A 14,983-nucleotide genomic window follows, 5' to 3' on the forward strand; every position below is an offset into this window, starting at 1 on the left:
TTAGGCGGTCTTTTTTTCTAATTCAACCAAACCAAATCTTTCCTCGATTTGATTAATGAATTGAAGGAATTCATTATTTCCTTGTTGATCTGTGCAACTTTCAATAATTTCCTCACATGTACTATTTCCCCATAATTTTTCAATTAAATTACTTTTTTTAATAGCAATATATTCGGATAAAAGAGGAGTTAAAAGCACTTTTTGATCAGAGAATTTATCAGGAGTATAGTTAAGTCTGTTATTAGATACTCTAAATATGACATTAGGATGTAGATAGTTTTCACACTCTCTTTTTTCAGTTAAATGAAAAACTATATTGGGATATTTTGCTTTTACATTTAAATTTTGTTGATGTTTTTGACAGCTTTGTCCATCATTATCTGAATCAAAAAAGACAGCCCAAGGCTTTTGGAGTGACTCAATTAATTTATAATTAACCCAATGTTTTAGATTGTCACTTCCACCACTAATTAGTAGTTGTACTTCTAATTCAGCGATATAATCTTTTTGGATCAATCCTTTTTCAGCATATTTAGCAAATATGTGTTTCAAAAATACGACATCTGATACACCTTCAACAAAGATATACCCTCGAGATTGAGGATTAGAAATTTCACTAAAAGGATGTATACCTAGATCACTACTGACAGATTTTAGTATGTCATCGTTGTCAGTATGAGAAATTACATGTTGATTACTCTCATTTTTAGCTATGTATCTCAGGCTAGTAATAGGCATAAGTCCTGCCAAAGCAGGGGTATGTGTTGTTACTAAAATTTGAGTTTTAGGAAGTAAAGATAGTTCTAATAGAGCTTTTATCAACATTTCCTGATAATTAGGATGTTGTGAAGTTTCAGGTTCTTCAATTGCATAAATTATAGATCGTCCATTTGCTTCTTGAAATTTTTTCTCTGCTTCGGCTCTAAAAAAATTTAGAAGAATTAATCTTCTAACACCACTTCCTCTTTTGTTGACAGGAATCCCTTGTTCAGATGCTAAAGCCATCGAGAAAATAGATTCCCACTTAGGTTCCTTTGAAAAATCAGGAATTAAATCTTTTGCTAATGCTGAATCCATTTCAGAGAGTTTTTCTAAAGTTCTTCCTGCTACATCTTCTACCTTATTTTTGATATGTTCTTGAATCACTTGTAATTGTGGTTGAATTTCAGAGAGAGCATGCTTGATAGCAAGTTTCATAGGATCTTGGACTTCGCTATCTTGATCGCTACTATTTCGGTCCGATTTGAATAAAGCATAAATAGGTAAAAAGTTTTTTAATACATCCCAGACATTTTTTGCATCCTCTTTGTTTAAAGGAATTTCCTTAATTGCGAATGCGAGTGTCTCTGATTGAAATAAGGATTGTCTTAATGATGTATTAGATCTTTGATCGGTTACTTGAGAGATATCTAAATTTTTGGTTTTAAATAAGGCTTTTAAATCTGCATTTTTCAATATTATCAAATTATCTAATCCGGAATTACTCGGATATTTCGCAATCAAGCTCAGATCTGTAGATATTTTTTGATTTACACGGAATGTTTTTTTTATTTCTAAGTGACCCTCTGAATTTAATAGATATTCATTCTGTAAAGTAGTGACGGATGTTGCATCTAGTGTTAGCGATGTTGGAATGTCATCAAAAATACAAGTTATTGAAATATTATCTTCTTCTGTACAGTGCACACATTTATCGGTCTTTTCTAAAGAGGAGTTTTCAAAAAAAATATCTAATGCTTCTAAAATCGTAGATTTACCAGCATCATTTTTCCCAATGATTCCTGTTAAATTTGAATCGATATTTATCAAGTTTTCGCCCTGATATCCCCTAAAGTTTTCTAATTTAAGTGCTATTAATTTCATAATAATCTTTATCTGTAGTTGAATTTTTGGTTTAAAATTAATCAAAATAAAACTTTAACATTTTGTGTTAGCTATTAAAAGATAAATATAACCCAACTAAAAAAGATCAATATTTAACTGTTATTTACATCTTTAGGACATTGGTAAAAATGAACAATATTATATATTTACGCTTTTTTGCAAGCGTTTCAACCTAAAAAAGAATCTAAGGGGGATTTATTAATTATGGCTAAAAGATTAGAAGAACTTTTAGATGCTCGTAGCTCTGAAAGTCGAAAGCGAATTGTGGAAGATGCAAAAATAATTTTGAATGATTGTCTTTCGGAAGATGTGTTTTTAACAGAACTAGCAGAAAAAGCTAAAGGGCAAAAAACGATAAAGACCACTTTAGACGATCTACAAGATCAAGTTCATAAAAACCACGCTTTAAAAATTTCTATTAATTATCCAAATGTTCTCTCAAAATGCGTCGTAACTCTAAAATGGCATCCGCAGATTCATGGATTGAATGTCCACCATAGAAAATCTTTTCAGACACCGCGCCATCTAAATGAGAACTTGTATAGGGAACAATGCCATCCGACATTTTGCTCAGTTCAGTACTTTGCGTCTGATTTCCCATAATAGAATGATAAGGAATATCTTTATTTGGCATGATGTCAGCAGACAACAGCATAAAACGTGATTTTTGACTTAAATCTGCAGGTCCAGACTTAATCAGGCCCATAGTTGAATTTTTTGCATTCGGGAGTTCAACATTGACATCATTTAAAAAACTTAAAGGCAATACCACGATTTTTTTCGCCAAATTGGTAAACCAGCGGTCTGCATAGTCAGTACCATGATGCGGTGCGGCAATGAAAATTGCACGACTAACTGGCTTCAAGGCTTTAAAGACAAAACGATCGCGGATAATTGGATGACGTTGTAACTGTGTATTTTGTTCATAGTTCATGAGTGGAATAGCTTGAGCGGAAATATCTGCATCACTAACCAATAAACGACTGATGATGCCGCCCATACTATGTCCGATAAGGACAGCATCTTGAGCCGATGGCGTATTGGGCTGAACAGTTGCAAATGCCTGTTTGAGTAAAGCATTGATTTGAAAACGACTCTCAAATATTGGCATATTGGTTGAGTAAAACACTTGCCAAACTTGGTAATGATCACGTAGTTTTTGATCACCCATAATGTTATTGGTCAGGCCGATCCAAGTTTCAGGACTGCTGGCTAATCCGTGAACCATGACAATAATCTTTTTATGGGGTTGATACGGCTCTAACATAAACACATGTGGCATGCGCAAATGTTCTTCCTTATTTAGGAGTGTCCAATAGCCAGATTTTCCTAATTTATTTTCGGCTAACCAAAGTCCATAAGGCACAGAATAATTGGCCGTTAGCGTGTAGGACTGAGATTCAATTTTTGCCTTTTTAAATTGATAGGGATTAAATAATTCAACATTAAAGTCTGATTGCGGCGACAAAATTTCACTAATGCTGCTATTGGTCTTGGCAGGCTCGGCGATCGCACTGACAGATAAATACCGTGCAGTATGGATATTCGGGTTGGGTTTATTTGAATAATATTGTTCAGGGTCTAGTACAAAAGGCTGGGCAGCAGACAGATCCGTGGCTTTTTTGACTAAGACAAATTCAGAACCAATTCCTTCCTGACGGTTAATGGTTTTTAAGCCTGAAAAATTAAAATTATAGCTCGACAGTAATTTATCAATGTCCGCATTTTTGATTTCAGGATAATGCTCATAGTTAAAATGATAAAGCGATGAACCCAGCATTAAACTTTCAGGCATTTGCTGATAGTCAAAACGGGTAAATGATGAGGTAATTAAACGTGATAAAGCCACATTATAAAAGGTGCGGACTTGTCCCTGACGCAAATCAAATAAGCGTTCTTCAGGGGCTTGAGCGGATTTAAATAGATAGACATAGCTGTAGCGAAGACTGAAATCAAAGTCTGCAAGCTGTTGATCCATACACATTTTTATTTTGCTTGAAGCTAATTTTCCGCTGTGTTGTTTTAAGCTTTTTTTGCATTGTGGATTTTGATCGGCTCTTAAAGCACGTGCCATGTACAGCTCACTTGCTGCGGCATAGACTTGAGCAATATCTAAAGTTTCATTGTTAAGCATTTTGTGAATACAGCTTTCAAGCGCATTTAAACAAGATTGGTCGCTTTCATTCACCATTAACAGGATTTGATGGCTAAATGTACTGAGCTTCTGATGGGTTAATATGCTATCTGTTTTATTATTTAGTGACGCACTGAGTTGATTTTCTTGTAATTTGACCAATTGGCATCCGCTGAGCAAACTCAGGCTGATGATACACATAAAACGAGCTGGTAAATGCATGAAAGGCATCATTGGAAAGGTCACAGGCATCTATTTTTTGTTATTTTAACCTTTATAAAATAGTAAAAATAGGGCAGGTGTTACAGCGCTCAATCCAAGAAAATTACTACGTATACATCCTTTCAAACTAAGCTAATGTACGAATGCTGTAATACCGAAAAGTTGATTTGAGATTCAAACACTGTCACGTGTTAAATTTAATCTAATTGTGCTGCTGGTTTTTTAAGGTCATGTTGAGCAGTTTGTGGTGAATAAACCGCAATTTATCCAATACTGGATTCGACAGCGTAAACGGATATGCATCATCTAAGCCCATGCTGCGGTTCAACGCATTTAAATTAAAGGTCAAGGTCATCCAATGTTGCAGCAATAGGTCAAAATCCTGAGCGCCAATCGGATTTTCTTTTAATTCTAAATTATTCAAATCTGACTTATTGGTTTTGACCACTAATCCTGCATAGTAGGCTGTTTCTAGGGTGTCCATCATATGCAAATAATGCGCCCATGTTTCCGCCCAATCTTCCCAAGGATGCGTACTGGCATATGAACTGACATAGTAATCCGCCCAATTTTGTGGCGCACCGTCATTATAATGTCGTTTCAAAGCTTCACTATAATCTTGTCGTTCATCACCAAATAGTTCCCGAAATTCATCAATCAGCTCTGGGTGTAAATGTTTGATTAAATCAAAATAATAATGACCGCTTTCATGTCTAAAATGACCTAGAAGTGTACGGTAGTTTTCACCCATTTTTATACGCGTTGTTTCGCGGTAAATCACATCTGCTTCACTGGCATTTAAGGTAATAATGCCATTGGCATGACCGGTCATGACTGGTGTATTTTCTGTTGGCATCAAAAAATCAAAACGAAGTCCAAAACGGTCATCTTGACTGCGTTTAGGACGCGGCATGGTATTCAGTTGCTGCATCAAATATAAAAAACGCCGTTTGGCATGTTCCAATCGTGCCCAGTACACAATATGGTCTGGGTTATCTAAGTTGGGAATGGTATGCGTGAGCAGGCAAGACTCACAATAAATTTCTTCACTGTCGGCAGGCACCATCCAGTTACATACCTGATGATGCTGATAATTATGACAAGGTTTAAAGCGTTTTCCCTTTATTTCAGGATTTAACGCAAGCCATAACGTACTGCTGTGCTTTTCAAAACAGCCCATTTGCTTTTCAGAGGCAATATAACCCAGCGCAGTCTGACAATTGACACAGTGTGAATTGGCAAAAAAGATTTGGTTAGAACAGACCGCGCAGCTGAAATACTTCATAGGCGTTGAGTGATTAATAGAATGATCAATCAGTATAAATGATGTTCAATGTTGATGAAATAAATTGAACTTCGAGTTTGTTGCATGTCGGTCAATGCTCTTGGTTAAGAACAACGGTTTTTTTAAAAATATTCCATCATAAAATGAACCATTGCAGCAATAGTGCAAACGGGTCGCTATGAGTGCATTTATTGCACAAATTATGAACAATAAAATCTAAAAGAAAGTTAAAAGGCCAAAAAATCGATCATTTTTCATATTCCTCACTTGGCACAGATTCTGCATTTCTAATGATATTACGAAATAAATATTTTGTATTACTCAAACAGGAGATGCATATGAACCGACATCAATCTGCAACATTTCTGCATCAATTAAAGCAGTTTTTTATTGAGCTACTGAGCGCCCGCGCGGGTTTCTATATTCAGCAAAAAAAATAAGGAACAACAGTGCCTAAACAAAAGCTGGCGCGTATCAGTATTACAGTGCCTGAAAAAACAGTTGATGCTTTGGATCAAAAAATTGTCGATCAGCATTATGAAAGCCGTTCACAGGCCATTGTCGACATGATCAATAAGCATCTGATTGCCGATCAGGAGCAGCGCAACGAAGTGATGGTTGGCACATTTACCTTACTTTATGACGCAAGTAGTACGGCGCTACGTATTCAGCTTTTAGATTTACAGCAGCAGTTTTTAGAACAAGTGGTGAGCTCGCTACATATTCAACTCGATGACCACAAGATTTTAGAAGTCATGATTCTGCAAGGCGTTAGTTCAGAGCTCAAAGTTATTAGTCAGCATTTTTCAGCACTTAAGGGTGTGATTAAAGGACATTTGGAGTTGATGGACGCTGTAATGCCGCCAATTCCGCAAAATGCAAAGAATTAAGGAGTTTTAAAATGGGTCAATTATATCGATCACAAGGTCAGTTTAAGGACCAAATCACAGACCAACAGCAAGCACATGCTAATGCAGGTAACCAAAGACCAAATCGTGCAAAGCACAATGCTCAATCTGTCAGCAATCTGAATACACCATCGTTTTTGTATACCAATACCAAATTTAACTGTAATGCCATCGGGGAAATCGCACTATGATCAAAAAAGCCTGCTTATCTGCATCCGTTGTGACCGCAATCTTACTAGGTGGCTGTGACAATACGGCCAAAACACCTGAACCAAACGCGCAAGCAGAAGGCACTGTCAATACAAAAGCCATTACGATCGGCTATAGCGACTGGCCTGGTTTTGTCGCATGGCAAGTTGCTATTGAAAAAGGCTGGTTGAAAGAAGCCGGTGTCAATGTGGACTTTAAATGGTTTGATTATTCAGCCTCACTATCTGCATTTGCTGCAAATCAGTTGGATGCCGTTTTGGTCACCAATGGTGACAACTTAGTCACAGGTTCTGGCGGCACAAAAGGCGTCATGATTATGGCGACGGACTATTCTGCGGGTAATGATGTCATTATTGCTAAAGATGGCATCAATAGTCTAACTGATTTAAAAGGAAAAAGTGTCGCGACAGAAAAGGGCTTGGTTGATCATTTGCTTTTGGCGACGGCGTTGGATGATGCAAAAATTCAAGCCTCTGAAGTAAAGTTGGTCAACACCATGACCAACGAGCTGCCACAAGTATTTGCAAGTCCTGATATTGCAGCGATTGCCGTGTGGCAACCAGTCGCAAATCAAGCGCTGAAAGCTGTTGCTGGCTCTAAAATTATTTATACATCGAAAGATAAACCCGGTCTGATTTATGACACATTAACCGTCAACATGACGCATTTATCAACTAACAAAGAAGAATGGAAAAAAATCATTCAGGTTTGGGATAAAACTGTTAAATACATCAACGACCCTGCAACACATGCCGATGCAGTGAAAATCATGTCGACCCGTGTCGGCGTTGATCCTGCACAGTATGAACAGTTTATTGGAGGCACACATTTACTGGATTTAGCTGCCAACAAACAAGTCTTTAAAAAAGGAGCTGGTTTTGACTCGATTTATGGTTCTAGCTACCACGTAAATAAATTTAATGTTGCTAATGGCATTTATAAAACTGAAATGGATGTCGATGGATCAATCTATCCAGCTTTGGTTGAAGAACTGAAATAAGTTGAAATAGCTAAAAAAAGCCCTGAATGATGTAAAAATTTCAGGGCTTTACAACATCAAATTAATATCCATAAAAAATAACGAAGGGCAGAACTCAAGCTTCTTCATCCATCGCATTGGAATAAAACTTCACACCCAATTTGATTCGGTCACGGCCTTGGCTCATACGCCAGCGGTTGGTATCGCGCAGTGAATACACACAGCCGCAATATTCCTGCTGATAAAATTCTTCTTTTTTACTGATTTCCAGCATGCGTACAGCACCGCCATTTTTACGCCAGTTATAGTCCCAATAGGTTATTCCGTCATAATGTGAAGCCGAACGATGACCACAGTCATTAATCTGCTTTATATTTTTCCAGCGTGAAATTCCCAGTGAGCTACTAATTAAGCTAAAACCATGTTCTGCCGCATAAAGTGCAGTACGCTTGAAGCGCATATCAAAACACATCGTGCAACGAATGCCTTTTTCAGGCTCATTTCATACCTTTAGCGCGAGCAAACCAATTGTCTGTGTCATAGTCAGAGTCAATAAACGGAATGTTATGTTTCTCGGCAAAGCGGATATTTTCCTCTTTACGGATCTCATATTCTTTCGCAGGATGAATATTGGGATTGTAAAAGAAAATTGAAAATCGATACCTGATTCAATTAATGTTTCCATGACTTCGCCAAAGCATGGTGCACAGCAAGAGTGGAGTAAAAGCTTGTCATGACCTACTGGGAGAGTCAGTGTCTGACGTTCTAATTTATTAGACATGATTTTAAGAAGGTATAAGTATAAACCGAATATTTTAGCGATTCCTTAACATACCAAAGCTCGAATATGCTGATTTTTTCTAAGTACAAGTTGAGTCATATTCAGTATATTGACTAAAAAGCTGAAACGACATGAATATATGCTTATTTCATATTTGGTTTATCTATTTATGGCAAGGTTTAAGAACTTTATAGCTCAGGACAAAAGTATATTAGTGTTACAGATTCAATATTAAAACAATTAGTGATTTGATCTTTTTTCATTTTAAAGTTAGAAAAATTCACCCTAATGAATAAATCGCTAAATTTTGAGAGTGGAGATTTTGAGCCAATCTGTACGATTCGACACATTTCAGATGTGTGTTTGAATGAAAAAATTTTCATTGAATTTTTTTTAAGCCCTTATTTATATTAAATAAAATTTAAATGCTACCCGGGTGGCAGTTTTTTTATCGCCAGTTGAATGATGCATAGTTGAAGAAAATTCATTGTATTTAAATCTTAAACATGAATTTATCTCACTTTGAGTTGAGGTTAAATCATTTTTATTCATCTTAAGTTTCACGTATAAATTACTTCATACAGAAATTTTGATTATTTTTAATTTTAGGGTAGTGAATCTCCATGAGTCATAAATTTGCATGTTCAATCAAACGTATCCGCTTTGATGAAAACTATAAACCAGCTGACAATACACGTTTAACAACGAACTTTGCCAATTTGGCACGTGGTGAACACCGTGAAGAGAATCTGCGCCGTACTTTGGCAATGATTAATAACCGTTTCAATAGTTTAGCTACTTGTGACAACCCAAATGCAGATCGTTATTCACTTGAAATTGACATCATTTCGGCTGAACTCGATGTGGAAGGCAATGGTCAAACTTTCCCATTTATTGAAACTTTAAAGAGCACCATCATCGACCATAAAACCAATGAACGCATTGAAGGCATGATCGGCAACAGTTTTTCATCGTATGTACGTGACTACGACTTCAGCGTGGTATTACCAGCACTCGGCTGCAAGTTTAATGAAAAACCTGAAGATTTTGGTGATTTACACGGCAAGCTATATCAACACTTGATCAATTCAGAGGTATTTAAAGCTGAATTTAAGAAACAACCTGTCATCTGTTTAAGTGTTTCAACGACAAAAACCTATTACCGTACTGCAAATGTGCATCCGATCTTAGGTGTGGAATACACTAATGATGACTATTCACGTACCGATGACTATTTTGCAAAAATGGGCTTAAGCGTTCGTTACTTCAAACCTGAAAATGCGACTGCACCATTGGCATTCTATTCAGCAAATAACTTGCTGAGCGACTATACAGATTTCGAACTGATCAGCGCGATCAGCACCATGGAAAGCTTCCAAAAAATCTACCGTCCTGAAATTTACAATACCAATGCGACAGCAGGTTTAGTGTATCAACCAAGCTTAAGCTTTGGCGATTACTCATTAACTCGTATTGTGTATGACCGTGTTGAACGTGGTCAGTTGGCGGTTAAACAGGGCAAATGGACAGAAGAGAACTTTATCCAGCCATATAAAGACATTCTGAATGAGTGGGCGGCTAATTTTAGTATTGAAAATGCAGCCGCAGCTTAATTTTAAATCACGCAAATAGATGAAACACGGGTGAGTTAAACCACCCGTTTTAAAGAAAATAGAGATAGAAGATCGAATATGGCCATTTTACTCCCAACTTCAACTGCTGGCAGCTTACCTAAACCATCTTGGCTGGCTGAACCTGAAAAATTGTGGTCAGCATGGAAACTTGAAGGCGAAGAATTATTAGATGCAAAACGTGATGCGTTGAAATTATCTTTGCATGAACAAATCCATGCAGGCATTGATATTGTCAGTGATGGTGAACAAACCCGTCAGCATTTTGTGACCACGTTTATTGAACATCTTGAAGGTGTAGATTTCGAAAAGCGTGAAACGATGCGTATTCGTAATCGTTACGATGCAAGTGTACCGTCAGTTGTGGGTGAAGTATCTCGTAAGAAAGCAGTTTTTGTGGATGATGCGAAATTCTTACGCAGCCAAACCAATCAGCCGATCAAATGGGCACTGCCTGGCCCGATGACGATGATTGATACCTTGTATGATGGTCACTACAAAAGCCGTGAAAAATTGGCTTGGGAATTTGCTAAAATCCTCAACCAAGAAGCGCTAGAGCTGGAAGCGGCAGGCGTGGACATTATTCAATTTGATGAGCCAGCGTTTAACGTATTTTTTGATGAAGTCAATGACTGGGGTATTGCGACTTTAGAGCGCGCGCTTGAAGGTCTGAAATGTGAAACAGCTGTTCACATTTGCTATGGTTATGGCATTAAAGCCAATACCGATTGGAAACAAACCTTGGGTAATGAATGGCGTCAATACGAAGAATCATTCCCGAAACTGCAGCAATCGAAGCTCGATATCATCTCACTTGAATGCCAAAACTCTCGTGTACCCATGGATTTAATTGAACTCATCCGCGGTAAAAAAGTGATGGTTGGCGCAATTGATGTAGCAACCAATCAAGTTGAAACAGCAGAAGAAGTAGCAAATACATTACGCAATGCATTGCAATTTGTAGATGCCGACAAGCTATATCCTTCAACGAACTGCGGTATGGCGCCTTTACCTCGCCACGTGGCGCAAGGCAAACTAAATGCGCTAAGCGCAGGCGCTGCCATTATTCGCCAAGAATTGACTGCATAAATTCGAGCTGACTCGGTTTCATGTAAGGGCAATAAGGAAATTAAATTTGCTATTGCCCAAACCTGAGAAAGAGATAAGCCATATAGACCATTGAGATTGAAGAGATGATTGAAGCAACTGATTTTAGAAATGCAATGTCTTTATTGACGACTGCAGTCAACGTGATTACGACTGAGGGTGAAGCAGGCATGCATGGATTTACAGCATCAGCCGTATGCAGTGTGACAGATACACCGCCAACTTTGCTGGTTTGTATGAATCAATCATCTCGTTCTCATGCGCATTTTCTTGAAAATAAAGTTCTTTCTGTCAATGTTTTAGGCGCACAGCATGAGCAAATTTCCAATGCTTTTGCTTCAAGCAAATTCAATTCGGAAGAGCGTTTTAAATTGGGTTCTTGGACTGTATTAGAAACAGGTTCACCGATATTAAAAGATGCTTTGGTCAGTTTTGACTGTCAGATTGAACAGATTCAAGAAGTGGGTACGCACAGTGTGTTTATGTGCCGTGTGGTTGCAATCAAGCAAAGTCAGCAGGAGGAAAGCTTGGTATATTTCAACCGCGCTTATCATGCTGTGGGTCAAGTGGAGTTGGCTTAAACCAGTCAGACTTCTTCAATACATCACTTTAAAAGTATCTATTTCGTGGAACTCATTACTTTCTTAATTATTGGCGCATTTGCAGGTTTTGCTGCGGGGCTGTTTGGCGTTGGCGGCGGTACTATCATTGTGCCATTGCTCTATATTGTTTTTAGCCAAATGGGTTATAGTACCGATGTGATTATGCATTTGGCGCTCGGCACATCTTTGGCTACGATTGTTGTGACGTCTATCAGTTCATTGATGGCGCATAATAAAAATGGCGCTGTGATTTGGCCTGTATTTAAAAATTTAGCTCCGCCTATGGCGATTGGCTGTTTTGCAGGCGCGGGCATTGCAGGATGGCTGTCGGGCTTGCATCTGCAAATGATTGTCGGTGTATTTTTACTTTGGGTGGCTTATACCATGTTTATGGGAGCAAAAAAGCCAGTCCATCCCAACAAAACACTGCCATCTACAGGCAAGCAAATTGCAGCGGGCTCGGGTATCGGCGTTGCATCGGCCATCTTCGGCATTGGCGGCGGCAGTATTACGGTGCCGTATTTAACGGCAAATGGCGTGGTGATGCAAAAAGCGGTCGGTACATCTGCCGCTTGCGGTTTACCCATTGCCATTGCAGGGGCATTGGGCTTTATGTTCTTTGGCATGCAGCAGCATGTTGAAATTCCAAATACCATTGGCTTTATTCATATCTATGCCTTTTTGGGCATTAGTGTGATGAGTTTCTTTACGGCTAAATATGGTGCGAAAACTGCGCATGCGCTTTCACCAGCAGTACTGAAAAAATGTTTTGCTGTGCTGTTATGTATTGTTGGATGCTTTTTTCTAGTGAAAGGCATTTTATAGTAGCAGACTGATCACAGTTGCTTCATTCGAAACGTATGCTCTAGTGTGCAACAGCAAGCTAGAGCATTTTTATCTATAGCAATTTAAGTCTTTAAAATTTCAGAGATATTATTTAAAAACTTCATTTTAAAACTGACATTTCAAAGCTCTGTGCTTTTAGAAAAAACATTAATAATCACAATACCCAATAAAATAAAGGCCAAACCAATCATGGCAGGCAGGTCTAAATTTTGTTTAAACACAATCCAGCCCACACAAGAAATCAGTACAATGCCTGCAGCAGACCACATGGCGTAGGCTAAGCCCATGGGAATCGATTTAAAGGTCAAACCTAAAAAAAAGAGCGCAATGGCATAGCCCAACACGGTAAAAATAATCGGTACTAGTTCGGTAAAGCCATTACTGGCTTTTAAGGCGGATGTAGCAATCACTTCAGCAATGATTGCGATGAGCAAATATATAAACGACATTGATTTCCTATAGACATTCTACGGCATGGTACAAGAGGTGCTGTTTTTCATTTTGCAACCAATCTGTACTTTCTGTCGTGGTATCAGTGCGATGCTGAAATGCAAAATGCGGAACATAAATATCCACCTCAAATATCAGCTGTATTGCTTGACCGTTAATAATTAGGTTTTGCTTTAAATGTGTTTCATCAATAAATTCAAAATGATCAAAATTAAGTGATTGATCTTGCTGAGAGGAAGTCGTTGTATAGTACTTATGCAGACCATCTACAGCGATGGACACTTCAAAGCTTTCAATCAACGTTTCATACATAGTAGGCGCAGATGATATATCGATGCTGGCAACTGTGTGCTGATCTGTAGGTAAACGGCTCAGTGCGAAGGCCACATGCTTATCACAAATAATTAAACCGCCATCCATCTGCAATGGCTGATGGCTTTCTACATCTAAAGCTGACTTCAAGCGCAGGCCTAAAAATAGCCCTTCATGCACTTGTTGACGCCAGTCTTCGACATACGCATTGCTTGGAGAGAATTCTAAAATACAGTTGCCAATCGCGTGCAGTTTTGCAGGTTCTGGCCATTGCACATGATTTTGATAATTCGAGTGTGCTTTAACACCCCAAGACAATAATTGCTGTTCAGCATTCCAAAGAGTATTTCCAATCCATCCTTGACGCTCATTCACTGGCGTATCTTCACGGCTTTTTAAACGTAGATCGATGGTAAAACTACGTGACTGAAACCAATACACAATGGTTTTTTCATCCGTTAATCCATTCGAAAAACTAATGCTTTTACGGCGAAAAGCACCATACAAATAGTCTGGAATAGGGCCTGAAACCTCTTGGCTTGCTGGAAGCTGTGCTAAAGCCTGAAATAAATTCATGCGTTTGCTCCTTGTACTTCTGTATTTTCATCCATACCAAATGAGGACAAAGGCACAGCATTTCTTAGACTCAGCTCTCCTGAAGCGATACGTTTTTTAAGATAATTAAAGGTTTGCGCGGTTTGATTAAATAAATGCTCACCGCCAATTAAGGGCTGATATTTGGGCGCGTCAGTAGAATGTACAGGCTCAATGATCGTGTCGTAATTACAGGTACAGAACAGAGGGAAAGAGTAGCGTTCTTCAGAGACTTTTTTAACACGGTGTTTGGTGGCCAAATATTTGCCATTCGACAAAATTTCCATCATGTCGCCAATATTCATCACCAAGGTATTATCAATCAATGGAATATCCATCCATTCACCTTGTTTATTTAAAACCTGCAAACCCGGTGCAGTCGGCAAGAGCAGTGTAAAACACTCATAGTCTGTATGTGCGCCAATACCTTCAGCATCTTTCACTTCAGGGTTATACGGATAATGGATTAGACGCAGTTGGCTGGTCGGATGTGTAATTTTGCGCTCAAAAAAATGCTCATCTACATTCAAAGCTAAAGCAAAGGCCTGAAAAATCTGCTCACTAATACTGCGTAAATGGCAGTAATAATCACTGACGGTACTTTTAAATGTGGCATCATTTGGCCATAACGTAGGGCCCAGCAAGGGAAATGCCGTAGTTTCGCCGTGGTAATCATAATTGATGTCATAGGCTTCTTTTAAGTCGTAGCTGTTGCCTGCAAATTGTGCTTCACCAATTGGCACATAGCCACTATGATTTTTCGACAGTCCAATATAGTGTTGCATTTTACTGGCGGTATCTTGTCGAAAATAACGCTTTGCCACCTGAATCAGTGATGTCGCAAAATCGAAATTGAACTGATCACCTTTTAAATATAGAAAACCAACATCTTTACAGGCTTGATCCAATGCAGAGGCTACTTCTAAGCGTTCTGACAGTAGCGTACTTTGCATTTTCGATATATCAACAAGTGGCAAAACATCAGATTCATTCATCTTCAATTCCTATAATGTTGGCCGTCCAACGCTGTAGTACATC

General features: G+C 38.4%; 13 protein-coding genes and 2 pseudogenes. 7 read left to right on the plus strand and 8 right to left on the minus strand.

Features of this window, described 5'->3' with window-relative positions:
* From FTT92_RS09460 to FTT92_RS09470, 3 genes are all read right to left on the minus strand, one after another.
* Positions 1-1,863 (minus strand): AAA family ATPase, encoded by a 1,863-nt coding sequence (locus tag FTT92_RS09460; protein ID WP_180171979.1) that lies wholly within the window; start codon positions 1,861-1,863, stop codon positions 1-3.
* Between the two features lie 439 nt (positions 1,864-2,302).
* Positions 2,303-4,240 carry a triacylglycerol lipase gene (locus FTT92_RS09465; RefSeq protein WP_257231655.1) on the minus strand — a complete coding sequence of 646 codons (1,938 nt, stop codon included), beginning with the start codon at positions 4,238-4,240 and terminating at the stop codon, positions 2,303-2,305.
* A gap of 202 nt (positions 4,241-4,442) precedes the next feature.
* Positions 4,443-5,525, minus strand: a complete 1,083-nt coding sequence (locus FTT92_RS09470; protein ID WP_180116988.1) for a putative zinc-binding metallopeptidase — start codon at positions 5,523-5,525, stop codon at positions 4,443-4,445.
* A 449-nt stretch (positions 5,526-5,974) separates the two neighbouring features.
* Here FTT92_RS09470 and FTT92_RS09475 point away from each other — a divergent pair, with 449 nt between their 5' ends.
* Genes FTT92_RS09475 through FTT92_RS09485 form a run of 3 tightly spaced genes read left to right on the plus strand, consistent with a single transcriptional unit; the run spans position 5,975 to position 7,643 of the window.
* Positions 5,975-6,415 (plus strand): CopG family ribbon-helix-helix protein, encoded by a 441-nt coding sequence (locus tag FTT92_RS09475; protein WP_078190923.1) that lies wholly within the window; start codon positions 5,975-5,977, stop codon positions 6,413-6,415.
* 11 nt (positions 6,416-6,426) lie between these two features.
* The gene (locus FTT92_RS09480; RefSeq protein ID WP_180171981.1) at positions 6,427-6,624 is read left to right on the plus strand and encodes a hypothetical protein; all 198 of its coding nucleotides are present in this window, start codon (positions 6,427-6,429) and stop codon (positions 6,622-6,624) included.
* Entirely contained in the window at positions 6,621-7,643 is a 1,023-nt protein-coding gene (locus tag FTT92_RS09485) for an ABC transporter substrate-binding protein (protein WP_180171982.1), read from the plus strand. Before FTT92_RS09480 ends, FTT92_RS09485 begins: the two co-directional genes overlap by 4 nt.
* Positions 7,644-7,737: 94 nt before the next feature.
* Here the strand turns inward: FTT92_RS09485 and FTT92_RS16860 are convergent.
* Together FTT92_RS16860 and FTT92_RS16865 are read right to left on the minus strand one after the other, a co-directional pair.
* Positions 7,738-8,112: pseudogene (locus tag FTT92_RS16860) on the minus strand (epoxyqueuosine reductase QueH); the annotation flags it as partial.
* Between the two features lie 7 nt (positions 8,113-8,119).
* Positions 8,120-8,403 (minus strand): annotated as a pseudogene (locus FTT92_RS16865) (epoxyqueuosine reductase QueH).
* 623 nt (positions 8,404-9,026) lie between these two features.
* Here FTT92_RS16865 and FTT92_RS09495 point away from each other — a divergent pair.
* From FTT92_RS09495 to FTT92_RS09510, 4 genes are all read left to right on the plus strand, one after another.
* Positions 9,027-10,016: a putative oxygenase MesX gene (locus FTT92_RS09495; RefSeq protein ID WP_180064233.1), complete on the plus strand. Its 990-nt coding sequence runs from the start codon at positions 9,027-9,029 to the stop codon at positions 10,014-10,016.
* A gap of 78 nt (positions 10,017-10,094) precedes the next feature.
* Positions 10,095-11,123 (plus strand): methionine synthase, encoded by a 1,029-nt coding sequence (locus FTT92_RS09500; protein ID WP_180171983.1) that lies wholly within the window; start codon positions 10,095-10,097, stop codon positions 11,121-11,123.
* 104 nt (positions 11,124-11,227) lie between these two features.
* Positions 11,228-11,722, plus strand: a complete 495-nt coding sequence (locus tag FTT92_RS09505) for a flavin reductase (RefSeq protein WP_180023652.1) — start codon at positions 11,228-11,230, stop codon at positions 11,720-11,722.
* Positions 11,723-11,767: 45 nt separating this feature from the next.
* On the plus strand, positions 11,768-12,568 hold the full coding sequence (locus FTT92_RS09510) for a sulfite exporter TauE/SafE family protein (RefSeq protein ID WP_180171984.1): 801 nt from the start codon (positions 11,768-11,770) through the stop codon (positions 12,566-12,568).
* Positions 12,569-12,708: 140 nt separating this feature from the next.
* On the opposite strand, the gene FTT92_RS09515 is transcribed toward FTT92_RS09510, so the two are convergent.
* From FTT92_RS09515 to FTT92_RS09525, 3 genes are read right to left on the minus strand one after another with little or no spacing between them, the layout of a single operon-like run.
* Positions 12,709-13,038 (minus strand): multidrug efflux SMR transporter, encoded by a 330-nt coding sequence (locus tag FTT92_RS09515; RefSeq protein WP_168377505.1) that lies wholly within the window; start codon positions 13,036-13,038, stop codon positions 12,709-12,711.
* 7 nt (positions 13,039-13,045) lie between these two features.
* Positions 13,046-13,927, minus strand: a complete 882-nt coding sequence (locus FTT92_RS09520) for a hypothetical protein (protein WP_180171985.1) — start codon at positions 13,925-13,927, stop codon at positions 13,046-13,048.
* On the minus strand, positions 13,924-14,940 hold the full coding sequence (locus FTT92_RS09525) for an isopenicillin N synthase family oxygenase (RefSeq protein WP_180171986.1): 1,017 nt from the start codon (positions 14,938-14,940) through the stop codon (positions 13,924-13,926). The genes FTT92_RS09520 and FTT92_RS09525 overlap by 4 nt, the downstream gene beginning before the upstream one ends.
* Positions 14,941-14,983 lie beyond the last annotated feature (43 nt).

It is taken from the genome of Acinetobacter sp. YH12023 (genome assembly GCF_013420135.1).
Classification (GTDB): domain Bacteria; phylum Pseudomonadota; class Gammaproteobacteria; order Pseudomonadales; family Moraxellaceae; genus Acinetobacter; species Acinetobacter amyesii.

Coding starts and splice junctions, on each gene's coding strand:
- FTT92_RS09460 (WP_180171979.1), bottom strand. CDS start 1,863: ATGAAATTAATAGCACTTAAATTAGAAAACTTTAGGGGATATCAGGGC.
- FTT92_RS09465 (WP_257231655.1), bottom strand. CDS start 4,240: ATGCATTTACCAGCTCGTTTTATGTGTATCATCAGCCTGAGTTTGCTC.
- FTT92_RS09470 (WP_180116988.1), bottom strand. CDS start 5,525: ATGAAGTATTTCAGCTGCGCGGTCTGTTCTAACCAAATCTTTTTTGCC.
- FTT92_RS09480 (WP_180171981.1), top strand. CDS start 6,427: ATGGGTCAATTATATCGATCACAAGGTCAGTTTAAGGACCAAATCACA.
- FTT92_RS09485 (WP_180171982.1), top strand. CDS start 6,621: ATGATCAAAAAAGCCTGCTTATCTGCATCCGTTGTGACCGCAATCTTA.
- FTT92_RS09495 (WP_180064233.1), top strand. CDS start 9,027: ATGAGTCATAAATTTGCATGTTCAATCAAACGTATCCGCTTTGATGAA.
- FTT92_RS09500 (WP_180171983.1), top strand. CDS start 10,095: ATGGCCATTTTACTCCCAACTTCAACTGCTGGCAGCTTACCTAAACCA.
- FTT92_RS09505 (WP_180023652.1), top strand. CDS start 11,228: ATGATTGAAGCAACTGATTTTAGAAATGCAATGTCTTTATTGACGACT.
- FTT92_RS09515 (WP_168377505.1), bottom strand. CDS start 13,038: ATGTCGTTTATATATTTGCTCATCGCAATCATTGCTGAAGTGATTGCT.
- FTT92_RS09520 (WP_180171985.1), bottom strand. CDS start 13,927: ATGAATTTATTTCAGGCTTTAGCACAGCTTCCAGCAAGCCAAGAGGTT.
- FTT92_RS09525 (WP_180171986.1), bottom strand. CDS start 14,940: ATGAATGAATCTGATGTTTTGCCACTTGTTGATATATCGAAAATGCAA.